The 24,885-nt window shown below is 28.3% G+C and carries 25 protein-coding genes and 1 pseudogene; 20 read left to right on the top strand and 6 right to left on the bottom strand.

All coding sequences use genetic code 11. The features are described 5' to 3' along the window. The first annotated feature begins 24 nt into the window (after positions 1–24). The 5 genes and pseudogenes from H8923_RS15730 (at position 25) to H8923_RS15750 (ending at position 5,022) form a co-directional block, all read left to right on the top strand. The gene (locus H8923_RS15730; RefSeq protein WP_153972810.1) at positions 25–1,800 is read left to right on the top strand and encodes a DUF927 domain-containing protein; all 1,776 of its coding nucleotides are present in this window, start codon (positions 25–27) and stop codon (positions 1,798–1,800) included. Between the two features lie 147 nt (positions 1,801–1,947). Beyond that, positions 1,948–2,076: a hypothetical protein gene (locus tag H8923_RS17560; protein WP_263457714.1), complete on the top strand. Its 129-nt coding sequence runs from the start codon at positions 1,948–1,950 to the stop codon at positions 2,074–2,076. 618 nt (positions 2,077–2,694) lie between these two features. Continuing rightward, positions 2,695–3,195: pseudogene (locus tag H8923_RS15735) on the top strand (recombinase family protein); the annotation flags it as partial. A 50-nt stretch (positions 3,196–3,245) separates the two neighbouring features. Further along, positions 3,246–4,211, top strand: coding sequence for a recombinase family protein (locus tag H8923_RS15745; protein ID WP_408639066.1), 966 nt, complete (start codon positions 3,246–3,248; stop codon positions 4,209–4,211). Between the two features lie 31 nt (positions 4,212–4,242). Further along, positions 4,243–5,022 (top strand): hypothetical protein, encoded by a 780-nt coding sequence (locus H8923_RS15750; RefSeq protein WP_153972813.1) that lies wholly within the window; start codon positions 4,243–4,245, stop codon positions 5,020–5,022. Positions 5,023–5,178: 156 nt separating this feature from the next. On the opposite strand, the gene H8923_RS15755 is transcribed toward H8923_RS15750, so the two are convergent. Continuing rightward, complete coding sequence (locus tag H8923_RS15755) at positions 5,179–5,994, bottom strand: MerR family transcriptional regulator (RefSeq protein WP_153972814.1); 816 nt, start codon at positions 5,992–5,994, stop codon at positions 5,179–5,181. Positions 5,995–6,489: 495 nt separating this feature from the next. Here H8923_RS15755 and H8923_RS17850 point away from each other — a divergent pair, with 495 nt between their 5' ends. Both H8923_RS17850 and H8923_RS15770 read left to right on the top strand, forming a co-directional pair. Continuing rightward, entirely contained in the window at positions 6,490–6,678 is a 189-nt protein-coding gene (locus tag H8923_RS17850; protein ID WP_456300159.1) for a pentapeptide repeat-containing protein, read from the top strand. A 93-nt stretch (positions 6,679–6,771) separates the two neighbouring features. Further along, a complete protein-coding gene (locus H8923_RS15770; RefSeq protein WP_172976750.1) occupies positions 6,772–7,407 on the top strand; it encodes a CatA-like O-acetyltransferase in 636 nt (211 codons plus the stop codon). A gap of 313 nt (positions 7,408–7,720) precedes the next feature. Here H8923_RS15770 and H8923_RS15775 read toward each other — a convergent pair whose 3' ends face one another. After that, entirely contained in the window at positions 7,721–8,545 is an 825-nt protein-coding gene (locus H8923_RS15775) for a nitroreductase family protein (protein WP_330596687.1), read from the bottom strand. Positions 8,546–8,639: 94 nt separating this feature from the next. Next, positions 8,640–8,990: a MerR family transcriptional regulator gene (locus H8923_RS15780; RefSeq protein ID WP_153972817.1), complete on the bottom strand. Its 351-nt coding sequence runs from the start codon at positions 8,988–8,990 to the stop codon at positions 8,640–8,642. Positions 8,991–9,410: 420 nt separating this feature from the next. On the opposite strand from H8923_RS15780, the gene H8923_RS15785 reads away from it, so the two are divergent. Together H8923_RS15785 and H8923_RS15790 are read left to right on the top strand one after the other, a co-directional pair. Then, entirely contained in the window at positions 9,411–9,854 is a 444-nt protein-coding gene (locus H8923_RS15785) for a YmaF family protein (protein WP_187127983.1), read from the top strand. A gap of 335 nt (positions 9,855–10,189) precedes the next feature. Then, positions 10,190–10,534, top strand: a complete 345-nt coding sequence (locus tag H8923_RS15790) for a zinc ribbon domain-containing protein YjdM (protein ID WP_153972820.1) — start codon at positions 10,190–10,192, stop codon at positions 10,532–10,534. Between the two features lie 60 nt (positions 10,535–10,594). Here H8923_RS15790 and cax read toward each other — a convergent pair whose 3' ends face one another. Further along, entirely contained in the window at positions 10,595–11,638 is a 1,044-nt protein-coding gene (cax, locus tag H8923_RS15795) for a calcium/proton exchanger (RefSeq protein WP_153972821.1), read from the bottom strand. A gap of 227 nt (positions 11,639–11,865) precedes the next feature. On the opposite strand from cax, the gene H8923_RS15800 reads away from it, so the two are divergent. From H8923_RS15800 to H8923_RS15815, 4 genes are all read left to right on the top strand, one after another. Continuing rightward, positions 11,866–12,528 carry a YitT family protein gene (locus H8923_RS15800; RefSeq protein WP_153972822.1) on the top strand — a complete coding sequence of 221 codons (663 nt, stop codon included), beginning with the start codon at positions 11,866–11,868 and terminating at the stop codon, positions 12,526–12,528. A 100-nt stretch (positions 12,529–12,628) separates the two neighbouring features. Continuing rightward, a complete protein-coding gene (locus H8923_RS15805; protein WP_153972823.1) occupies positions 12,629–12,817 on the top strand; it encodes a ferredoxin in 189 nt (62 codons plus the stop codon). A gap of 142 nt (positions 12,818–12,959) precedes the next feature. Further along, the gene (locus tag H8923_RS15810) at positions 12,960–13,607 is read left to right on the top strand and encodes an HAD family hydrolase (RefSeq protein WP_153972824.1); all 648 of its coding nucleotides are present in this window, start codon (positions 12,960–12,962) and stop codon (positions 13,605–13,607) included. 144 nt (positions 13,608–13,751) lie between these two features. Continuing rightward, positions 13,752–14,369: a DUF488 domain-containing protein gene (locus tag H8923_RS15815; protein WP_153972825.1), complete on the top strand. Its 618-nt coding sequence runs from the start codon at positions 13,752–13,754 to the stop codon at positions 14,367–14,369. A 24-nt stretch (positions 14,370–14,393) separates the two neighbouring features. Here H8923_RS15815 and H8923_RS15820 read toward each other — a convergent pair whose 3' ends face one another. Continuing rightward, the gene (locus H8923_RS15820) at positions 14,394–15,113 is read right to left on the bottom strand and encodes a tRNA 2-thiocytidine biosynthesis TtcA family protein (RefSeq protein WP_153972826.1); all 720 of its coding nucleotides are present in this window, start codon (positions 15,111–15,113) and stop codon (positions 14,394–14,396) included. A 421-nt stretch (positions 15,114–15,534) separates the two neighbouring features. Here H8923_RS15820 and H8923_RS15825 point away from each other — a divergent pair, with 421 nt between their 5' ends. The 4 genes from H8923_RS15825 (at position 15,535) to H8923_RS15840 (ending at position 20,165) form a co-directional block, all read left to right on the top strand. After that, positions 15,535–15,990, top strand: coding sequence for an S-ribosylhomocysteine lyase (locus H8923_RS15825; protein WP_153972827.1), 456 nt, complete (start codon positions 15,535–15,537; stop codon positions 15,988–15,990). A gap of 2 nt (positions 15,991–15,992) precedes the next feature. Next, a complete protein-coding gene (locus tag H8923_RS15830; RefSeq protein ID WP_153972828.1) occupies positions 15,993–16,688 on the top strand; it encodes a vitamin B12 dependent-methionine synthase activation domain-containing protein in 696 nt (231 codons plus the stop codon). Continuing rightward, on the top strand, positions 16,678–19,065 hold the full coding sequence (locus H8923_RS15835; protein WP_187127984.1) for a homocysteine S-methyltransferase family protein: 2,388 nt from the start codon (positions 16,678–16,680) through the stop codon (positions 19,063–19,065). The genes H8923_RS15830 and H8923_RS15835 overlap by 11 nt, the downstream gene beginning before the upstream one ends. Positions 19,066–19,193: 128 nt before the next feature. Beyond that, positions 19,194–20,165 (top strand): carbohydrate kinase family protein, encoded by a 972-nt coding sequence (locus H8923_RS15840; RefSeq protein WP_330596688.1) that lies wholly within the window; start codon positions 19,194–19,196, stop codon positions 20,163–20,165. A gap of 186 nt (positions 20,166–20,351) precedes the next feature. On the opposite strand, the gene H8923_RS15845 is transcribed toward H8923_RS15840, so the two are convergent. Beyond that, positions 20,352–21,581: an aminopeptidase gene (locus tag H8923_RS15845; protein ID WP_153972829.1), complete on the bottom strand. Its 1,230-nt coding sequence runs from the start codon at positions 21,579–21,581 to the stop codon at positions 20,352–20,354. A gap of 315 nt (positions 21,582–21,896) precedes the next feature. Between H8923_RS15845 and H8923_RS15850 the strand changes: the two genes are divergently transcribed. The 3 genes from H8923_RS15850 to H8923_RS15860 all read left to right on the top strand — a co-directional run bounded on the left by H8923_RS15850 (position 21,897) and on the right by H8923_RS15860 (position 24,862). Then, entirely contained in the window at positions 21,897–22,703 is an 807-nt protein-coding gene (locus tag H8923_RS15850) for a nitroreductase family protein (RefSeq protein WP_153972830.1), read from the top strand. 383 nt (positions 22,704–23,086) lie between these two features. Next, positions 23,087–23,803 carry an orotidine-5'-phosphate decarboxylase gene (pyrF, locus tag H8923_RS15855; RefSeq protein WP_153972831.1) on the top strand — a complete coding sequence of 239 codons (717 nt, stop codon included), beginning with the start codon at positions 23,087–23,089 and terminating at the stop codon, positions 23,801–23,803. A gap of 12 nt (positions 23,804–23,815) precedes the next feature. After that, on the top strand, positions 23,816–24,862 hold the full coding sequence (locus H8923_RS15860) for a carbamoyl phosphate synthase small subunit (protein WP_153972832.1): 1,047 nt from the start codon (positions 23,816–23,818) through the stop codon (positions 24,860–24,862). Positions 24,863–24,885: the final 23 nt, after the last annotated feature.

The following is a 24,885-nucleotide window of genomic DNA, read 5'->3' on the forward strand; positions in this document are numbered from 1 at the left end:
TTACAAAAAGGAGAGAATTGAAATATGGCAATTAAACACAGAAAAAGACTAGGAGAAGGAATAATAGTAAACGAACCTAAAACACTAGATAAAGAAGTAATACATGAGTCAGTAGAAAGCAGCTCATGTGAATTTAATCAAGAAATAGAAGCAGTAAAGGAAGACATGGATGAAAAAGTAGAACAAAATGAATATGAAACTAAAAACTACTGTAGTGACGGGCAATATCTATATGATAAGCTAAGAAGTCTAAAGGTTGGCAGACATATATGGGCTAAAGAAAATCATTATAACATAGATGATAAAACAGAAAAAATTCTGCTAGAATTCAGAACAGTAAGAAAAATGGAAACAGAATTACTTGACCGACATGACTGTTTAATGGAACGTAATCTAATGAAGCTCCAAAATAGAGGTGTAGATATAGTAAAAAGTAATGGAAGACATATAGTGGAATGCATAAGAGAATGTGAAGACTCTATTATTAAGAGATATATTCATTCCAAGTTAGGATTCATGGAGTATGAAGGAAATATAATATACAAACTACATGAAGCAATAGGGATAAATTCAACATATGTAGGTACATATGATATTAAACCACAAGGATCATATGATGAATACATTAAAATGATACAAAATCATGTCGTAGGTAATGTAGAATTAGAATTCGCATTATCAAGTGGAGTATCATCAATCCTTTTAGGATATATAGGTGAAGACTTAGGGTTAGATTCTAATATAATACACCTTGTTGGAAATTCAACTACTGGAAAATCAACAGCTTTAAAATTAGCTATATCATGCTTTGGTTATCCAGGTTCTAATGGAGGTCTATATGGAACTTATAATGGAACAAATAATGCATTAATAAAAAAACTAGGAGGTTTAAAAGGAGTACCATATGCTTTAGATGAGATATCTATGTCGGATAATAATAACTTTACTAGATTTGTATATAGTTTAGCTAATGGAGCTGACAAAGAACGTTTAAACAAAGACTCTGAACTAATGGAAAAGGAATCTTGGTTGACAACAATACTTTCAAATGGTGAAAAGTCTATAACTAGATCTTCTAATAATAATGCAGGTCTACAAGTTAGAGTAATAGAAGCAGAAAACTTTACTTGGACTAAAAGTCCAGAACATGCAGAAGCTATAAATCATGTTATTTTAAATAACTATGGTCATCTAGCAATAGAATTTGCACAGTATTTATTAGATAAAAATAGAAATGAAGTAATTAGAAATTATAAGCAAGAGAAAATCAATCTATACGATGAACTTCGCAAAAGAAATGTCTATGATGATATGTCAATGAGAAGATGTAGTAAGTTTGCAATTATCATACAAACGGCATATATCATCGAAGAGTTATTAGATATAGAATTAGATATAGAAGGGATAGTAGACATGATAGTTAGCATAGAAAGAGAATCAATAAAGTATAGAAACTTCCACAAAGTAGTAATGGACTTCATAAAACAGTATGTAGATAGGTATAGAAACAAGTTTGATGGAAAATCAAAATCTAACTCACAAGAGATATTAGGAAAAATTACAGACAAGGAAGACTATACAGAACTTCAAATGGAGCAACTTTCTTTTGAACTAATGATAAAAGAAGGTGGATATGAGGATAGAAAGATAGTTCTAAAAGAACTAAAAAAAGCGGGATTTCTAGACTGTGAAAAAGATAGATTAACTAGATCTAGAAAAAATAGTGTAGGAGTTAATACCGAGTATATAGTAATAAAATTACCTAAAGAAAAAGAAATAAAAGAAGAAAATAACAACTAATAATCTAGTAGTAATAATATTGGAGTTAAGCCTTTTTAGACTTAATTCCAACATGGAATAAACTCAATAATAATTAGGAGGAGACAAAGAATGAACTACAATGAACTAGAATTTTTAAACTAGGAATATGAACTAATTGAAAATGAAATGCTTGAATTATTAGCAAATGATGAAATCGGATATTTTAACTACTTAAGGTTAAATTCATATACATTAAGATTATTAGACTTAATAGTTAAAGACATAGAAGCATGTAATGAAGAAGAATTTATATAAGTTATACAAGAAGTAGTAAGTAGTCTAAATTTAGTTAAATAAACATAATCAAAAATATATATTATAAATTAGATGTTGGAGGAAAAATGGAGGGTATTAGTTTAGAACAAATTAAGGCACAAGAAATAGTAGAAATACTAAGTGATATAATTCAAAAATCTATAATTCAAAGTAAAAACAAAGGAGATAATGAACATGAGTAAAAGAGTAGCAATCTACTGTAGGGTAAAATAGCCCCGTACTTGGAGAAATCCATGTAGGACACAACCTTAAAACCAGTAACTCCTAAAGCCTTACAACTACAACATAGAATGAAAGATGTCTTTGTGAATGTGAGGAAACTCAGAAACAATAGTAAGGATGGCATATGGTGAGAACCTAAGTGCTATAAGCAATGGATGTTTGGTCGCCAAGATCCGAATAGGATAAGGTCAAACGACTATCTCGAAAGAGAGTACATTACAAGTTTGTGGTAATGGAAATGGGTTGCCCTTAACACATAATGGTGAAGGTGAAGAAATAGTCTAGACACGTTCTGAAAGGAAGTGGTCATAAAGCTATAAGCTAAATGACTTCTATAGAGTAGCGTCTATAGGAAAATAACTCGTATCAACGGTAGAGCAGGCAGAAGAAGGATATAGTATTGACGAACAAAGAAGAAGGAACATAGAATACTGTGAAAAAGAAGGTCATGAAGTTTTCAAAGTCTATGAAGATAGGGGGATAAGTGGTAAAAATATTTCAGGTCGACCAGGTCTTAAAGATCTTTTGCAAGATGCTAATGCTGGTAAATTTGACTTAGTAATAGTTTGGAAACTAAATAGAATAAGTAGAAAACTAATAGACATACTTAACATAGTAGATACATTAGACAAAAATAAGATAGCATTTCGTTCTCTAACAGAAAGCTTTGAAACAGAAACTCCAGCAGGAAAGCTACAACTTAACATCATGGGAGCAATAGGGGAATTTGAGAGAGGTACTATAGCTGAGAATGTGAAAATGGGGATGATGGCACGAGCTAAGGAAGGTAAGTGGAATGGTGGCAAGGTGCTTGGATACGACATAGTAGAAATACCAAGTGAAGGAAAGAGGAGAAAAGAAACTAAAATAGAGTAAATCAAGAAGGTCATAGAAGTAAGAAAGGTAATCCATTTGCAACAGCTACAATAAAAGAGATACTAAAAAATCCAGTATACATTGGTAAGATAAGATACAATTTAAGACAAGACTGGAATGAAAAAAGAAGAAAGAATATAAATCCAAATCCAATACTTGTAGAGGGAGAACATGAAGCAATAATAGATAATGAAACATGGGAAAAGGTACAAATAATCTTAAAGGATAGAAGTAAAACTCACAATAGAGTATACGATAGTGAATTTCCTTTAACTGGTTTACTAAAATGCCCTGTATGTGGAGCGTCAATGACTATAAGTAGATCCTATCATAAGAGAAAAGATGGAACTAAAAAGATAGCCGAGTACTATGTCTGTGGTAATTGGAAGAACAAAGGTACAGCAGTATGTAACTCAAATTCGATAAGAGCAGAAGTTGCAGATGAAGTAGTAATAAATAAGTTAGTAGATACAGTAAATAATGAGCTATTACTAAAGAAAGTAATAAGTAATATAAATCAGAATAGATCTAGTAAGTTAAAACCAAAACTAGATGAAATGAATGTAGTTAGTAAGGAAATAGATAGGCTAAGTAGCAAGAAAAATTCAAGCATAGAGCTTTTTGAAGATGGAATTTTAACTAAAAATGAGTTATCTCAAAGGATTAAAAAGCTAAATGAAGAAATAGATACATTAAAGTTTAGATTAGATGAACTAAAACAAGATGTAATGTTAGCAGAGGGAGGACCAGTACCATTTGAGTTAGTAAGTCAAGTGATGAATAAGTTTGGAGAGATATTCAAAGAGAGTAGTACAAGACAACAAAGGAAGCAGTTACTAAATTTACTTGTTTCAAAGATAACTATAGATAAATCAAGGAATATAGATAGCATAGAACTACAAATAAGTGAAGATGTAATAACATACTTAATGAAGGAAGAGTCATCAAAAAAAGATGGCTCTTCCTTTTTTCATGCTTCTGTGCTTAATTGTACTTGCTTAAAATTTGTAATATAATAGATAAAACACTATAAAGAGGTGGAATAAAATGGCTAATAAAATGATAGAATTTTTGATTGAATCAGGAGCAGAGTTAACAGGAAGTAGTGTAGGAGCAATAATTGGAGGATCTGTTGCAGGTCCAGGTGGAGCGGTAGCTGGTATTGTTGGTGGAAAAGCTGTAGAGATGGCATTTTCAAAATTAGGATCAGAAATACAATCCAGGGTACTATCTAAAAGAGAAAATAAAAAAATAGGAGCAACAGCAACATATGCATTAAGTAAAATAAAAGAAAACATAGAAAAAGGAAAACAACTTAGAGATGATGACTTTTTCGAAGAAGATTTTACTGGAAGGTCTAAAGCAGATGAAATAATGGAAGGTGTAATGTTCTCAGCACAAAGAGAGCATGAAGAGAATAAGCTTAAGTACTATGGTAATTTAGTTGCTAACATAGCATTTGATAAAACTGTATCAAGAGAGCAAGCAAATCAGCTAATCTCAATAGCTCAAAAACTATCGTATAGACAGATAAAACTATTAAATTTGTATGCTATAAATCAACAAATACCAAAGATACTATTAAAAAATGAAGACTATTCTAAAAATGGAATAAGCGGATATAAGTTAATATCTATTCTGCAAGATACATTAGAACTATACCATATTGGTATTGTTGGAGGAAGTGGAAGTGTGATATTAGAGATGGCATACATAAATCCTTCTGAGATAAAGGTACAGGGGATGGGAGCATTATTATACAATCTTATGGAACTTTCAGCAATGCCATATACAGAGCTAGAGGAATTGATAAGTATGTTAAGATAAGAGAATAAAAAATGACCTCCCTTGGAGGTGTAACGGAGAACTGTATCATAAATAAATTAAGTTTATAGTCCTAACTATTTAAGCTATTTAGTTAGGACTATATTTAAATATAATGTATTTTATTTGCATATATTGCGAAGATAAATTACGAGAGTATTAAATATCTTCTACCATAACTTCAATCTTTACACAGTAGTATTTTTCATCTTTAGTAGTAAGTTCATTTAGAGGATATTCCTCATATGCATCACTACAAACGCGTAGATTATTTTCTTTAGTAAATGCAAATAATTTTTCGTAAAAATCAGCAGATTCTCCATAAGCACATCTACCATAGAATACTACATATTTACCTTCTGGCTTATATGAACTTTGATAATCTTTCATTTTAAAATAGTAGTGCTTTACTAATAAAGATCTATCAGATTCAAAGTTTTGTATATTAATAATAGCACCACTTGGATAACCTATTACATTAATTTCACTTTCAGTAGCGAAATTATAAAATGAAATAATGGAATCATTTATATAATCATTTGTAGGATTATTAGTAACTATAGGGCTTAGAAAGATAGGCTCTTTCTTTTTATACTCAATATTTATACTGTTTTCTTTATATTTAACAGCATCCTTTGTCATATCAACATATAATTGCATGATTTCAATAATACGAGTAAGTTTTTTTATTTTCATTAAAATATGTTCCCTTTGTGTGTCAAACAAAGAGAATAGTTGCTGAGGAGTACGGGTATCTATATATTTCTTAATTTCGTCTATACTAATGCCAATTTCTCTAAGAGAAATGATTAAATAAGATGTAGTAAGTTGATTTCTAGTATAATAACGATAACCATTTTCACCACGATGTTCTGGAGAGAACAATCCAATTTGATCATAGTATCTTAAGGTTTGACTCTTAATACCAGTAATATTGGAAAATTCTTTTATTGTCATATAATATCTATCTTTCATAATAACCTCCAAACTTTAAACTAACCATTGACCTTAAAGTAACTTTAAGGTTTATAATATCACTGAAGATAAATTTTTGCAAAACTATTTATATAACAAAGGTAAATCATTAATTATAAAAAAGTATTATCATAAATATTTATAATTAATTTTAAAATGAGAAAATTAAAGAGTTGAAGTTTAGAAATGAAATTATAAGTAATAGGGAATATGTTGGTTGTGAATTTTATAACTGCAATTTTATAGATGTGGAAATTAATAATTGTACAATGAATAATTTTATATTTAAATTTTCCACTATGAAGAATGCAATACTACATGAATCAGAATTTATAAGTATCAATTAAAATACTTCAATTGGTGATTCCTTTAGCGTAGGACCAATAAAGTTAGAAAATGTTTCTTTAAATATAATAACTTTATATCAATGAGGTTAAATAGAGTTAATTTTTCTGGTTCAAAATTTCAAGAAAGTATTTTGAAGAGTATGACTTAATAGATGCAAATTTTAAACATATATGTTTTGAATATACACAATTTACTCAATGTAATATGACAAGGTCAGATTTTAGAGGAACATATGGATATATTATTGATATTCAAAGTAACAAGTTGAAGAAGGCAAAGTTTTCATTTCTTGAGGTAAGAAATTTGTTAATTTCAATAGATATAGTTATAGACTAATATATGCTATTCGAATCAATAAGTAACATGAACAAATATACCTGTCTACTTTTTATAGATGATTATATAGATTTTAATTTGGAGGGTTATAATATGAAATCATACAAAATAATAGATATGAAAGAATTTGATAGAGCAGACTATTTTCAATACTTTACTAGTGTAGGCAATACTATTGAATTTACAATAAAAATAGATGTAACAACTGCTGTGCAAAAATGCAAGCAAGAATCAATTAGTTTTCATGCGTATACACTGTTTAAAATATATAAAGTAATGAATTCAATTCAAAACTTTCGATATGATATTGTTGATGGAAATGTTGTTGAATGGGAAAAAATTATTCCAACATTCACTAGTTTCAACGAAAAAAGTAAACTATTTTTTACGTTGTGTGAAGAACCAGTGGAAAGTTATCTTGAATTTGATAAGCAATATAAAAATATAACTACAAAATATTCTGATTCAAACGCAATTGTTCCGCAAATGGATTTACCACTCAATGTATTCAATGTTTCTTGTATACCTTGGATGCATTTTGAACATTTTTCTTCCAATTCAAAAACACAGGAAAATCAAATTACTAAGATGATTACCTTTGGTAAATATGAAGAAATCAATTCAAAACTAATGATGCCAATTACAATACAAATCTCACACGCAATTGCAGATGGTTATCATGTATCGATGTTTTTTAAAAACTTACAGGATGAAATGAATCAAAAATAGTGTTTCTGTTTTATGCTGAAAAATACTTTTTAAAATTTTTAAAAATACTGGAAACATTTGAAGAAATAATAAAAATTTTCTTTAAAGAGAAAAAACAAGGATATAAGCAACACATTATGGCCTAAGTGCACCTTTAGATGTGTAATGGAGAACCGTATCTCAAGTAAAGGAGTGTACATAGCAATATCGATAATTAAGACGTTTTATAAGTAAAATGTTGATTAAATGCTAAAGCCAAAGATTAAACCCTAGTCAATCAAATAATATATTGCCTAGGGTTTAGTATTTATACATAATTTAAAAAATTTTAAAATTATAACCTTGTTATATTTACATCTTTTCTTGGAACTGTTCTTTTATAATGTACTTTTGGGTAACCAATTACCATACATGCAACTAACTCTTCATTATCTCCTATTTGAAGGAACTTGCCTATTTCAGGATTAAATTTTGCAGCTCTTGATAAGAAACCGCTAAAATATGTTCCAAGTCCTAAAGCATTTATCATAAGTTCCATCTTTGATGCTGCTAAAGCTCCATTTATTATGTTATTTGATTTTATTACTATTAATAATGGTGCCTTAAAGAATAGTTTATCTTCGCCATCAGGATTTTCTGTAAAATTTTTATACATATCCTTCCACATATTAGCATACATTCTAATTTGGGTTGGAGTAGTTTCATCAGATAATAAATTATCAGCTTGGCTATTTAAAGTTTCTAGTACCATCTTTCTAAGATCTTGTATTTTATCTTTTACAATGACATATGAAACATCTTGCAGATTTCCACTAGTTTGAGTGAATTTTCCTGCGTTAATTATTTTATTTATCTTTTCTTCTTCAATATCTTTTGGGGAAAATAACCTAACGCTTCTTCTAAATTTCATGAAGTTCATTAATACCTCTGGATCTAATGAAAACTCTTTATCATTATATTCTTTTACTTCATTCATTGAATATTCTTTTTCATCATCAGAAGATATAGCTCTTACAGGACAAATTGCAATACAATGCCCACATTTTACACAAGTTTCATTTTTTATATGAGACTTTCCATTAATCATTACTATATCATTCACTATACAGTCTTGTTTACATAAAGTACATCCTATACATTTATGAGTATTTACGAACACTATAAAATCCCTCCTCACTATACTATATTGGTGTTTATAATTATATTTATTAAACTATAGTTTAAGTCAAGTCTTTTTAAAATGAAAATCGGTATTAATTACTCTGTCTACTTTCAAGGTTTAAATTTATTTTCTCGATATGATTTTTTAGTATTTTTCTTTGTTCTTCTAACTTATTTCGATGGTCGATTAAAATATTTATTGCTAATTGATTATTGCTACTATCTGCTAGAATATCTAAATTAGTACGGATTTCTTTGACTGACATTCCTATATTTCTTAAACATCTAATTAAATTTAGCAATTCTATATCTTTTTCTGAGAATATTCTTATATTGTTTTTATCTCTTTTAAATTCAGGTAATAATCCTTGTTTTTCATAAAATCTTATTTTTGATTGAGGTATATTAGTTATTTCAGAAACTTCTTTTATTTTATATTCCATACAATTTACTCCTTATAGCTAATATTGATTTTAATTATTATAACTTATCTTATAGAGTTTATAAAACTATTTAGTTATAAACTAAAAATAAGGATATTTTAAATTAATAAACGTATTTGTTAAAACTTATTCAGGACAAAGTTTATGATAAAGGAATAAAATATATCCCAGGTTTATCAGGAACAATAGTTGTTTTTACTGTAATAAAAGGTGGAGATACCTTATTTTTAAGTGGTGATAATATAGAAAGCTTAATATAAAAATAGATAAAAGTACTATAAATAACAGATAATAAAATAAGTAAAGTTACATTAAGATATTACATAGTAGTACAAAATAAGAACTTATTTGACAATCTCTCCATATTATATATTGAGATTCTCAGAAAGAATCTCAATATATAATATGGAGAGATGCAAAGTGAACTATCAAAATTATAAATGTCAAAAAGATTATAAGGACTATAATGATTACAAATATCAAAAAGAATTGAAAGACTGTGATGAGTGTAAATATAAAAAAGGTTATAAGTGTTATTGTGAGGATGAAGAGATGACACATGTTCATGAATACGAAAGTAGTGTTAAATTAGCTGAAGAAGGTTGCGATAGACATAATCATCGTGCAGCAGGTGTAACAGGTGAAGCTATACCAATAAATGATGGAACAAATCATGTTCATAAGATAAATGACAGAACAGACTATCTAGATCACTTCCACAAAATATGTGTTACAACTGGTCCAGCAATAAGAATACCAGGTACTAACAAACATATTCATTTAATATGTGGAAATACAACTGTTGCTGATGGACATTGTCATCAATTCCTTTTCACTACTCAGATTGACGCCCCATTAGTATAAAATTAAGTAAAGCTTATGGGCAATTTGCTGAATATGAATATAAATTAGCATATTTTATTAAAAATTGATATCGATGATAATCATATTTACGAAGACTATGATAATAAATATCATAGTCTTTTTACATAAATCATGCTTATGAAAGTAAATATTTTTAGGCGGAAGGTAGTTTTATAGGAACATAAAGGAAAGACTATAGGAAGGTTTGTCAATATTATAAGAATATGATATTATATAAAACTATAAGGAAATCCCAATATAGTTTTTATAATAGGGATATGAAAATAATTTTAATAATTTTAAAATTGATAATAAATAGCGGAGGAAATAATATAATGACTAATTTACCAAATTGTCCAAAATGTAACTCAGAATATACTTACGAAGATGGAAGTCTTTTAGTTTGTCCAGAATGTGCTCATGAGTGGAGTGCAACAGCTGTTGAAGTTGAAGAAACAAATGTTATAAAAGATGCTAACGGAAACGTATTAAACGATGGAGATGCTGTAACAGTAATAAAAGACCTTAAAGTAAAGGGTAGTTCATCATCTATAAAAATAGGAACAAAAGTAAAAAGTATACGTTTAGTTCCAGATGCAGCAGATGGACATGATATAGAATGTAAAATAGATGGCTTTGGAGCTATGAAATTAAAATCTAGTGTTGTTAAAAAAGCTTAATATAATAAGGCTTGTCTCAGTTTAACTTGAGACAAGCCTTTATTGTATAAAATATATATACTATAGAATAAAGAATGATGCTGCAATTATAAGATATACTGCAAGTAATTGAACACCTTCTAACCAGTTAGATTCACCATCATGAGAAACCCTATTGGCTATAATTACTGAAGCTATAAGAGCAATTAGTTCAAATTCATTAAAAACTATACTCATAGGGGTGAAAAATAAGCTTAAAAATATTAGAATTGGAGCTACAAACAAGATTATTTGCAAGCTTGACCCAATAGCTATTTCAAGAGCTACATCCATTTTATCTTTTCTGGCCATAACTACTGCGGTACTATGTTCAGCTGCATTACCTATTATAGGTATTAAAATTATACCGACAAAAAATTGGCTCCATCCTAAGCTTTCAGTTATAGGTTCTATACCACTAACTAAAAATTCACTTTCTATTGCTATTAGAACTGTAGAAATAACAAGTATAAATATTGATTTATTTAAAGACCATTTTGCATGGCCTTCTTCTTCTTTAGTACTAGAATAGATATCTTTATGAGTACTAAAAGAGAAGAATAAACTTAGTACATAAATAAGTATCATTACGACTGCGACAAACACACTTAGACCTTCATATCTTGTGTTTAATAGGTCAGGATTTACTGTATGAGTAAATAAAGCAGGTATAGATAAACCAAGGACAGCAAATAAGAGCATGCTTGAAGAAACTTCTGTAACTTTTTGATTAAATTTCTGAGTTTTATATTTTAATCCACCGGCTAACATACTTGCTCCAACTACTAGTAAGATGTTTCCTATTACTGCTCCTGCAATAGATGATTTAACTACATCAAATAAACCTTGCTTAAGTGCAAAAAATGATATTATAAGTTCTGTTGCATTTCCAAATGTACCGTTTAAAAAACCACCTATTTTAGGACCTGAATAAAAAGATATTTCTTCTGTTCCTTCTCCCATAAGACCAGCCAATGGAATTATAGATAAACATGATAATATAAACATTACAGAACCTGATGCGTTCATGAACTTAGCTATAAAACTTATTGGAATAAAAATAAGCATATATTTCAAGATTTTCATAAATTACCTCCTTTATTAAAGTAAGATTATATTTATGTTAACCTTGATATTGAGAAATTATTATAATCATTAAAAAAATAGCTATCTTAAAATACATTTAATCTTAACTTATCAATACTTTATAATCATAAACCTTAATCAAAAATAGTAATTAAGCATGATATTGTAGTATAATATAAACTCTAAAAGAAATAATTTATTATAAAATATGGGAAGGAATATCATAAATGACAAAAGATAATTTAATCTTAACAATAAGAGACTATGTTTTTGTAACATTAGGCGTAGTTTTAGTGGCTTTTGGGATTCAATATTTTTATGCTCCAAATGAAATAGCTGGAGGCGGATTAAGTGGTCTAGCTCTAGTAATCAGTCACTACATTCCAAATTTATCAGTTGGAACAATAATTTTTTTAGGAAATTTAATATTATTTGTTATATCATTTATACTAGTTGGAGGAGACTTTGGATTAAAAACTATATATGCAAGTTTTGCTCTATCTTTTGTAATGGACTTTATGGAAAAAGTACTTCATTCTTATGCATTGACGACAAATTTATTTTTAGCTGTTATACTAGGAACAATGATTATAGCTAGTGGTTTAGCACTTGCATTTGCATTAAATGCTTCAACTGGTGGAACAGATATACTAGCTAAAATATTAAATAAATATTCTAAATTCAATATAGGTATTTCTCTATTATGTGTAGATTTATTTGTGGTTGTTTGTGGTGGATTAACTTTTGGATTTGGAAAAGGAGTATTTTCACTAATTGCTGTAGTTATAAATGGTCTTTTAGTTGATAAGGTTATACTCATTATAGAAAAGAAAAAAGAAGAAAAATCTAAGCAAATAGAAGAGTCAGAAGACATAAATACTGTTGTCTAAAATGTTAGATTTTGTATTAATATTAAGAAAAAATGTTTAAATTAGTAAAATTAAGGATAAATATACAATGAGTATAAATTAAACTTAGGAGGATTTTACAATGAAAGCATTCGTAGATAAAGACACTTGTATAGGTTGTGGAGCATGTACTGGTATATGCCCAGAAATATTTGATATGGATGATGATGGATTAGCTGTTGCTATATCAGATGAAGTAAGTGCTGAGTTAGAAGATTCAGCAGCTGAAGCTCAAGATAGCTGCCCAGTTAGTGCAATAACTGTAGAATAATAAATAAGGACATTTGTCAAATAGATTACTTGGTAATAATTTATTAAGTAAATTTATATTGATATATGTCCTTTTTTTATATGAGTATTATAAAACTTATATAATTTGTGATAAAATTAAATAAAAAAAGTGGGAGACAATTATGAGAAAAGACTATAAATATATTTTATTTGATTTAGATGGAACACTTACAGATCCAAAAGAAGGAATAACGAAATCTTTTCAATATGCTTTAAAACACTTTGGTATTGATGAAGATCTAGTTAACTTAGAAAAATTTATAGGTCCTCCTTTACATGATTCTTTTAGAGATGATTATAACTTTGACGATGAAAAAGTTGAGGAAGCTGTTACAAAGTTTAGAGAATACTTCGCTGAAACAGGAATATTCGAAAATAAGATATTCCCAAATGTAAAAGAGATATTAGAATATTTACATGAATTAGGTAAAGTTTTATTACTTGCAACTTCTAAACCAACTGTATTTGCAGAAAGAATATTAAAACATTTTGAAATAGATCAATATTTTAAATATGTAGGTGGTAGTAATTTAGATGGAAGTAGAAGTGAAAAAAATGAAGTAATAAATCATGTATTAGAAACTTGCAATATATCTTCTATGGATGATGTGATAATGATAGGGGACAGGAAATATGATGTACTTGGAGCACAAAAAATAGGAGTAGATTCAATAGGTGTTTTATATGGATATGGTTCTTTAGAAGAGTTGAAAGAAGCTAACCCAAATTATATAATTGAAAATATTGAAGAATTAAAAAATATCTTATAGTTTCATATGAAACTATAAGATATTTTTTATATTAAAATAAATTTTATTTGGACTTTATAAAATTAAAAAACTTAAAATATATGATACAAGGCATAATAACAAAGTATAATAAAATAAACTGAATATAGAAAAGGAGAAGTTATTATGAATATATTTACAATAGGTCATTCTAATTATCCAGTAGAGAAGCTTATTGATATGCTCAAATTTTATAATATAAACTGTGTTGTAGATGTTAGAGGAACTCCTTATTCCAAGTACAATGTTCAATATAACAAAGAAACAATAAAAAATACTTTAATTAAAGCTGGTTTTGTATATATTTATATGGCTAAAGAATTTGCTGCTAAGAGGGAAAATAAAATTTCTTATAATAAAGAGGGGTACTCAGACTTTGAAAAAGTAATAAAAGAAGAAGATTTTAAAAATGGGGTAAAGAGATTAGAAAATGGATGTAAAAAAGGATTTAAGATAGCTCTTTTAGGTGCTATGCAAGACCCTATAAGATGTCATAGATCAATTTTACTTGGAAGAGAATTAGAACGCTTGGGATTTACTGTAAATCATATAATGGATGATTATGCTATAAAAGATCAGAGATATATAGAAGAAAAAATATTAGATAAGTATTATGAAAATAGACATCAAGTAACTATAGATAGTTTAATGGGGAATTCAATTTCTAAGGAAGAGATGATAAATGGAGCATATAAAATGGCAAATAGAGAGATTGGTTATAGGATAGAACACTTAGGCGAGTAAATTTACTCGCCTATTTAATTATAATTATTTTATTTTTTCTTTATCCCAAATAAATAATCTATCTGAGTTATTTAAGGCACCAAAAATATTTTTCTTAGATCCTGGGATTTCTTTATTTAATTTCGAAACAAGTTCTTTTATATCTTGTCTATTTGTTTTACCATCAGCAGGACATGGATTTTTTATAATAGGATAGTCAAAATCTCTAGCTGCTTTTTTAGTCATATATTCATCAATATAAATCATTGGCCTTATAATAGTTAAATCTTGTCTATCCATATGAGTTTTTGGTGAGAAGCAATTTACTCTTCCTTCGTATAACATAGACATTAAAAATGTTTCTATAGCATCATCTTTATGGTGTCCAAGGGCTACTTTGTTGCATCCTAATTTTTTTGCATTATCATTTAATGCACCACGTCTTAAGTTTGCACATAAAGAGCATGGATTTTTTTCTTTTCTTATATCGAAAACAATTTCTTTGATATCTGTTTGTACTTCATAGAATGGTATTTCTAAATCTTTGCATAATTTATAAAGTGGAGAATTATCTACTCCTCCTGGATTTAGAGTAATAGCAATAAGTTCAAAAGCTTGAGGTGAAAACTTTTGATAGTTTTTTAATATATGAAGTAATGTAAGACTATCCTTTCCACCAGATAATCCAACTGCTATTTTATCGTTTTCTTGTATCATATCAAAGTCATTGATTGCTTGGCGTGCCTTACTAAGTAGTTTTTGCATGAATATTTTCCTCCGTATAAGTATAAATTAAAAACTCAAAATTCTTAAGTTTTAAATAGTAATTGTTTAAACTTTGTACCATAAAATAATAACTCAAATATTATAGCAAATTTAATAGTAGCGAACAATTATAATAAATTGGATAAAACTATATATAAAATTAGTTAACATGAGTCAAGCATTTAGGTGTGAAATGGTAATAATATAGTTTAGACTTTAGAGTATCAGGTGAAAATATAAGAGTCATTAAATTCTGAATATTTACAAAGAATATTATTTAATATATAATTTTTACAAGAGTAAGGTTATGACGTCTAAGGAATTTCTTTAGGCGTTTTTATATACAAAAATTAGTCAATACAAAAATAGTGTATAATATTTAAGTATAAATAAAAGGTTAGGAATAATGGAGGAAAAAGAGATGCAAAAAGTAGAAAACTTTAAATTAGATCATACAAAAGTAAAAGCTCCTTATGTAAGAAAATGTTGTGTATTAAATGGAGCTAAAGGGGATAAGGTAAGTAAATTTGATTTAAGATTTTTACAGCCTAATTCAGAAACATTTGGAACGGCAGCTATGCATGGTTTAGAACATTTGTTAGCTACTTATTTAAGAGAAACATTAGACAATATAATAGATTTATCTCCAATGGGATGTAGAACAGGTTTCTATCTTATATTATGGGGAGATGTAGATGCATCAACTATCAAGGTAGGTTTAGAGAAAGCTTTAAAAATGATACTAGATGCAAATGAAATACCGGCAGCTACAGCTGTTGAATGCGGAAACTATAAAGATTTATCCTTGTTTGGAGCGAAAGAATATGCTAAAGATGTTTTAGAAAAAGGATTTTCTCTAAATATATACGGAGAATAATTATGAAAAAAGATTTTGTAGATATTATAGGTATTGATAGAGAAGAAGTACTGAGATATTTAGAGTACAAGGGTCAAGATATAGACAATAATCTTATAGAAATAATAGAAGAATGCAGAAATATAACTAAAGATAAAATAAGCCCTAAATATACTTTTAGGGTTTATTCTATTAATCAAAAATGTAAAGGGATAATAGATATAGAGGGAACTAATTTAATATTAGAGAGCAAAGATTTATATGAGGTATTAAAAGATTGTAACAAGTGTATTTTAATGGCAGCTACTTTGGGAATAAACATAGAAAAAGATATAAAGAAATATTCTTATACGGAACTAACTAAGGCAATAATAATAGATTCATGTGCAACAACAGCAATAGAAGAAGTTTGTAATAAAGTTCAAAATGAAATAGAAAATAACATATTGAATAAAGGACAATATTTGACTTCTAGATATAGTCCTGGATATGGAGATTTAGCAATAGAAAAAAATACAGAAATATTAACTATTTTAAACGGGCAAAAAGAAATAGGCCTAACTATTAATAATAGTGGGATTATGATACCTAGGAAATCAGTAATTGCTATAATTGGTATAAGTAACAAAAATATAAAACAAAGTAAAGAAGCCTGTTCTAATTGTAAAAATAAAAGTATATGTAAATTCAAAAAAGGGGTTAATAGCTGTGGAAATTAAAGAATATATAAAAGATAATGTATTAATTTTTGATGGAGCAATGGGTACAATGCTTCAAAAGAATGGATTACAAATGGGTGAAAATCCAGAGATATTTGGATTCAATAACCCAGATATACTCATAAATATTCATAAGGCATACTTAGAAGCCGGATCAAATGTAGTAACAACAAATACATTTGGAGCAAATGAATTAAAATTAGACAAATTAGGATATACAGTAGAAGAGATAGTAGATAATGCTATTTATGTTGCAAAGAAAGCAATTGAAAAAGTAGATAAATCTAGGCCTAGATATGTAGCTTTAGATATAGGTCCTATAGGTGAGATGCTAGAGCCTATGGGAACCTTAAGTTTTGATAGAGCTTATGAAATATTTAAAAGACAGGCAGTTCAAGGAGAAAAATCTGGTGCCAATCTTATTATAATAGAAACAATGATGGATCTTTATGAAGCAAAGGCAGCAGTATTAGCAGTAAAAGAAAACACTGATTTGCCTATATTTTGTACAATGACTTTTAATGAAGATGGTAGAAGTTTCACTGGATGTACTCCAGAAAGTATGGTAGCTACTTTAGGCGGTCTAGGGGTAGATGCTATAGGCGTGAATTGTTCATTAGGACCAAAACAACTTTTGCCTATTGTAAAAAATATAACTAAAAGAGCTACAGTACCTGTAATTGTTCAAGCTAATGCTGGATTACCTAATATTGTAGATGGGCAAGCATATTATGATGTAGATGAGAAAGAATTTTATAGTGGAGTAGTAGAATTCATTAACGCAGGTGCTAGAATAATAGGTGGATGTTGTGGAACAAACCCAAACTTTATAAAATATATATCGGATAATATAAAAGATATAGAGTTACATAAAATAGAATCATATTACAAGTGTGTTGTTTGCTCTCCTTCAAAATTCATAGAAATAGATAAGCCTATAGTAATGGGAGAAAGATTAAATCCAACAGGAAGAAAGTCTTTAAAAGAAGCTTTAAAGAATGAAAATATTGATTATATAATAAAATTAGCATTAGAACAAATAAATGCAGGCGCAGAAATTTTAAATGTAAATGTAGGATTACCAGATATAGATGAAAAAATAGAAATGCCTAAAATTATAAAAGAAATACAAGGAATTATAGATACTCCTTTGCAAATAGATTCTTCTAATATTGAGGCATTAGAACAAGGATTGAGATACTATAATGGAAGAACAATAGTTAATTCTGTTAATGGAAAAGAGGATTCATTAGAAAAAATTTTACCTATAGTAAAAAAATATGGATCAGCTTTAGTTGGGTTAGCATTAGATGATAATGGAATACCAGAAACAGCAGAAGGTAGATTTGAAATAGCGAAAAAAATAGTAAAAAGAGCTCAATCTTATGGAATAAGAAAAGAAGATATATTTATAGATTGTTTATCATTAACAGTTTCAGCTCAGCAATCAGAGGCAATGGAAACTATAAAGGCAATTAAATTAGTTAAAGAAAAGCTAGGAGTTAAAACAATTCTTGGCGTATCTAATATATCCTTTGGTATACCAAGTAGAAAACATATAAATAATACATATTTAAATCTAGCTTTAGGTGCAGGTCTTGATTTAGCTATAATAAATCCTAATGAAGAAGGTATGGTAGAAGCAATAGACGCATTCAGAGTGATAAATAATATAGATAAAGGGTGTAATAAATATATTGATAAGTATGGTAAGGTATCAAAAGACTTAATAAAATCTAAAAGCAATAATATAGAGTCAACATTAGAAGAAATTGTTGTGAGAGGATTAAAAGAGGAAGCAAGAGATAAAACAATAGAGCTATTGAAAGAAAGTGATGCTAATATTATATTAGATGAAATATTGATACCATCCTTAGACAATGTTGGTAAAAAATATGACTCTGGAGAAATATTTTTACCTCAATTAATTCAATGTGCAGAGACAGTTAAAGCTTCTTTAAATGTAATCAAAGAAAAATTACTACAAGAAAGTACAAATAATATATCTAAAGGAAAAATTATAGTGGCAACAGTTAAAGGTGATATCCATGATATAGGAAAGAATATAGTTAAAATAATGTTGGAGAATTATGGATATGAAGTTATAGATTTAGGTAAAGATGTACCTATTGAAAAAGTCGTTCAAAAATCAAAGGAGTTAGATATAAAACTTGTAGGCTTAAGTGCACTTATGACAACGACAGTAAAAAGTATGGAAGATACAATAAAAGCTTTAAGAGATAATAATATTGATGCAAAGGTATTTGTAGGAGGAGCAGTACTTACAGAAGAGTACGCAAAAAATATAGGAGCAGACTACTACTCTAAAGATGCAAAATCAGCAATAGAAATAGCTCAAATGAGATTTAAAATATAGATAAAATAAAAATAAGGGATAAAACCCTTATTTTTTTGTAAATATTTGCATAAATAAAATTTAAAATCGAAAAATGTAGAAAAAACTCATAAGAATATGATAAAATGGGAAGGTGATTCTTAGGGAGGGTGCAAAAAGATATGATGGAAAATAACCAAAATTATACATTAGTTTTCGGAGTATCAGTTTTTGACATATGTGGATTTACAGATAGTAACTATAGATGTAATGATTCTAACCCAGGTAAAGTAAGGACGTCATTCGGAGGCGTATGTAGGAACATAGCTGAGTGTATGTCAAGGGTAGGAGTTAATACTCAGTTTATATCTATTCTAGGTGATGATGAAGCTGGTAAAGCAATGTTAGAACATTCAAAACAAATGAACTATGATATGAGTAACTCATTAATTATAGAAGGTGGTAATACACCTACTTACATGGCTGTTTTAGATGAACATGGAGAAATGGTATCTGCAGTAGTAGATATGAAAATAATTGATAAATTTACAACTGAATTTATCGATTCTAAGGCTGATATAATAAGAAACGCTGAATATATGATTCTAGATTCAGACAGACCTGATATAGTAGAGTATATATTAAAGAATTTTAGTGGAAATACTAAGTTTATATTAGACCCTGTATCAGCGGCTAAAGCAAAAGAAATAAAACATTTAATAAAATACTTCCATACAATAAAGCCAAATAGATATGAAGCTGAAATAATGTGTGGAATGAAAATAAAAAATGATGAAGACTTAAGAAAAGCAGGAAGATACTTCATCGACTTAGGTATAGAAAATGTATTTATAACGTTAGATGAAGATGGTATATACTATAATAATGGTTTAGTAGAAGGAAAAATTAAAGCTAACGATGTAAAAGTTGTAAATGTTACAGGTGCAGGAGACTCATTTGTAGCAGGTATAGCTTATGGGTATGCAAATAAGTGTGATTTAATAGATACTTTAAAGTTTGCCATATCAATGTCTACAATAACTATATCTACAGAAGAAACTATACATCCAGAAATGGGATTTGATTTAGTTGAAAAGTACGTTAACAATATAAATTGGTCAGAAGTTAAGTTTGAAAAATAAAGATTTTACTAAATCGAATAATTTATATATAATTTAAGTACAATAAATCTAGTATTAGAAATTAATCTATATTATAATATAGGTAGATTAATATAAAATTTTGTCGTCAACAAAATGTTAAAGGACTAAGTTCTAAGACTTAGTCCTTTTTTATTTTAAATATGTTTTTATTAATTAACCAAAGAGCTAAAAGGCCCAATTACCATCCTTGAATATTTGAACCTCTTCATTATTATACGTTTCACCAATTATATTCATATCAGAAGAACCTATCATAAAATCAACATGAGTTAAACTTTCATTTATTCCATACTTATCAAGATCTTCATCTTTTATCTCATTGCCGTTTTTCACGCAAGTTCTATACGCAGATCCTATAGCAAGGTGACAAGATGCATTTTCATCATATAAAGTATTGTAAAATACTATGTTAGTATCTGAAATTGGTGATTTAAAAGGAACTAAAGCTACTTCACCTAAATAGTGTGATCCTTCATCTGTTTCAATTAGTTTACCTAAAGTTTCATATCCTTTTTCAGCAGTGTACTCAACTATTCTTCCGTCTTTAAATGTTAATGAAAAGTTATCTATAACATTTCCACCGTAAACTAATGGTTTTGTACTATGAACTACACCATTAACTTTAAATTTATGAGGAAGGCAGAATACCTCTTCAGTTGGTATATTAGGGTTGAACTCTACTCCATTAGGATCAACTGAAGCACCACTTAACCACATATGTCCCTCTGGTAATTCCATAGTTAAATTAGTTTTATTAGATTTGAATTTTAAAACTTTAAAATTCTTTTTATTTAAGAAGTCCATTCTTAATTTTAAGTCAGCATTATGATCAGCCCAAGCTTGGATTGGGTCTTGGTCTTTTACTCTAGAACACTTGAATATAGCATCCCATAATTTATCTATAGCCTCTTGACTAGATACATTTGGGAATACTTTTTTAGCCCAAGCTTCAGTAGGAATAGAAACTATACTCCATTTACACTTATCAGATAAAGTATAAGACCTCCATTCTTTTAATGCTATTCCAGATGCTTTTTGATAATTAGCTATTCTTTGTGGATCGACATCTTTTAATAGATCAGGATTTGCAGCATGAATACTTAAGAATGCTCCTCCATTCTTTGCAATATGCACATATTGATCTGATATCCACTTTGGAAATTCATTAAATACTTCATCAGGAGCATTTAAATATTTTATTAAAGTACACTCTTCATCAGACCATTCTACATATACGTTTTTAGCACCAGTTTCATAAGCATGTTTAACAACTTTTCTCACAAATGGAGCACACTCAATTGGTGATCTTACAAGTAAATCTTGACCAGGTTTAATATTAACTCCAACTTTGATTGCTAGTTCAGCATACTTATCTAAATTTCTATTAAAATCCATTTTTAACCTCCTATGTAAAAATAAGTTAAATAACATATATATTTTATTATAGCATACTTATATTTTAGGGAATAACTAAGATAAAAATACTTAATTTAAGATATTTTATGTCAATAAACTAATTCAAATATTAAATAAATAAAAAATAAAAAATTTAATATAAAATTTATACTAAATTATATACAAAAATCTTCAAAAGAATTTATAATATAATAATGGAAACTAAACGTTTATTTTAAGTAATATAGACTATTAGATAAATATGATGTTAAACAAGTAAGTTCGAAGTAGAGTGCTTCAGTTAGGAGGAAATAGATGGAGTTATATGATGCTATTTTTTATAGAAAATCTATAAGGAATTATTCAAAAAAAAGTATAAAATCATCGTTAATGGAAGAAGTTAAAGGTTTATGTAGCAATATAACTTATCTAAATAAAGACTTAAATATTAAAGCACATGTGGTAGATAGGGGCCATTTAATTCAATTTTTAATGGGAAAAGCATGTGAAGTAAAAGCTCCTCATTATATAGTAATTACATCTAATGAAGGAGAGAATCATTTAGAAAATGTTGGATTTGCAGCAGAAAAAATATTACTAGGGATAACATCTTTGGGAATAGCAACATGTTGGATAAAGTGTAACTTAAAAAGGGATGATATTTTAGAATTTATAGATTTAGATGAAATTGATATAGATGACGAAAAATATGAGAAAAAAATTGAGAAACCATACGCTGTAATCGCCTTTGGATATGCTGAAAAACAAGAGGCATTATTTAGAAATATAGATGCAGAACCTGATAGAAAAAGGTTAAAAAAGATATGTAAAAAAATAGATAAAAAATGGGTTAAAATTCTTAATGCTGTAAGAGTATCACCTTCAATAAAAAATAGTCAACCATGGGTATTTTATTCTAAAGATTATGGATTTGATGTATATGAAGAAAAAGCTAAAAAAGGAATGGAAGACGATTTTAAAATAAGTATGGGTATTGCATTAAGTCATTTTGATTTAGCTTGTAAAAAATTTGGAATGGATGTTAAATTTGAAAATATAGATACAAAAAGAAAAAGGGGAAAAAATTATTTAATAAGTATAATTGATAATGGAAAACTATAACAAAAGAATAGTTGACATAAAGAAAAATAAATGTAATAATTGATGTAAGATAAAGCTTTAAGTTACTCCAGAGAGAGTATGAAGCATTTAATTTTTTTATAAAAATAAAATATACCTTGAATTTAGTCCAGAGAGTCTAAAAAGGTTAGATAATATTAATTTGATTACATTATAACCCTTTATCTGGATGATAAAGGGTTTTTTTAATATAAACATTAATAAAATAAAATAGAATAAAGTCTTTTAAAATAGTCCAGAGAGGCTGAGAAAGAAATCTAATAACTAATTTTAAAAAAATTATGTTTAGATAGAGTCCTTATACCTCTTTTTGGTATAGGGACTTTTTTATTATGATTAAGGCTTTATTAAAAAGGAGAAGGCATATGATAAGTGGTAAAGAGAAATTAATAGTTGCAATTGATACTAATGAGTTTGATAAAGCTAAAGAATTAATAGATAAATTAGAAGATAGTGTAGATATATTTAAAGTAGGTTTAGAACAATATGTAGCAACAAGAGGAAAAACAGTAGATTATTTAAATAAAAAAGGAAAAAAAGTATTCTTAGATCTCAAATTCCATGATATACCAAATACAATGCAAAGTGCAGTAAGAGCAGCAGTAAGAGATAAGGTATGGTTAATGACAATACATGTATCTGATATGGAAGGTATGAGACAATGTGCTTTAGCTGCAAAAGAAGAAGCGGAAAAGTTAAATATAGAAAAGCCAATAATAGTTGGAGTTACAGTTTTAACATCTTTAAGCAATCAAGATTTACAAGATATAGGATGTAATATGAATACAGAAGAATTAGCTATAAAGAGAGCTAAGTTAGCTAAGGAAGCAGGAATAGATGGAATAGTTTGCTCAGCTCAAGAGGTTGATAAGATAGTAGAGGCTTGTGGTAAAGATTTCGTAACAGTTTGTCCAGGAATAAGACCTGTATCGTCAGAAGTAGGAGACCAAAAGAGAGTCGTTACTCCAGCTGATGCAATAAACAGAGGAGCTCACTACTTAGTTGTCGGAAGACCTATAACTAAAGCAGAAAATCCTAAAGAATCAGCAGAAAAAATAGTAAATGAAATAGAAAATGCTTAGGGGGTAGGTTAAATGAAGGGTAAATTAATATTAGAAGACGGAACGATATTTGAGGGAAAAGCCTTTGGATATTTAAAAGATAGCATAGGGGAAGTAGTATTCAATACATCAATGACAGGTTATGGTGAAGTTTTAACTGACCCATCATACTATGGTCAAATAGTTACAATGACATATCCTCTTATAGGAAACTATGGAATAAATTTAGAAGATGTTGAGTCGAAAGGTGTTCATGTAAAAGGATTTATAGTAAGAGAAAAGAGTGATACTCCAAACAACTTTAGATGCGAAATGGATATAGACACATACTTAAAGCAAAATAAAGTAATTGGTTTAGAAGGGATAGATACGAGAGCTTTAACAAAGATATTAAGAAATAACGGAACAATGAGAGGAATAATAACTTTAGAAAATACTTCATTAGAAGATGTTAAGGCTAAGTTAGAAAGTTTCTCAAATACACAGGCAGTAAAAACAGTAACAAGAAAAGAAATAGAACGTATAGAAGGAAATGGACCTAAAGTAGCAGTTATGGATTTTGGTGTTAAGCAAAATATACTAAGATCATTTGCAGCTCGTGGCTGTGATGTAACAGTATTCCCTGCATTAACTAAGCCAGAAGAAGTATTAGCTATAAACCCAGATTTAATCTTCTTATCAAATGGACCTGGAGATCCAGAAGATTTAGAAGAAGTAATAGAAAATATAAAAGAATTAGTAGGTAAAAAGCCAATAGTAGGAATCTGCTTAGGACACCAACTTTTAGCTTTAACATTAGGTGGAAAAACAGGAAAACTTAAATTCGGACACAGAGGTGGGAACCATCCAGTTAAAGATTTAGAAGAAGGGAAAGTATTTATAACATCTCAAAATCATGGGTACTATGTATGTGAGATGCCAGAAAATATGGAAGTTACTCATATAAACTTAAACGATGATACAGTGGAAGGTATGAGACATAAAGAATTACCAATATACAGCGTACAATATCATCCAGAAGCTTGTCCTGGACCAAAAGATAGTGATTATGTATTTGATAAATTCTTAGAATTAGTATAGTTGTTATAAATATTTAAGAGATT

Origin of the sequence: Romboutsia faecis (genome assembly GCF_014323405.1) — a bacterium.
Lineage (GTDB): Bacteria > Bacillota > Clostridia > Peptostreptococcales > Peptostreptococcaceae > Romboutsia_E > Romboutsia_E faecis.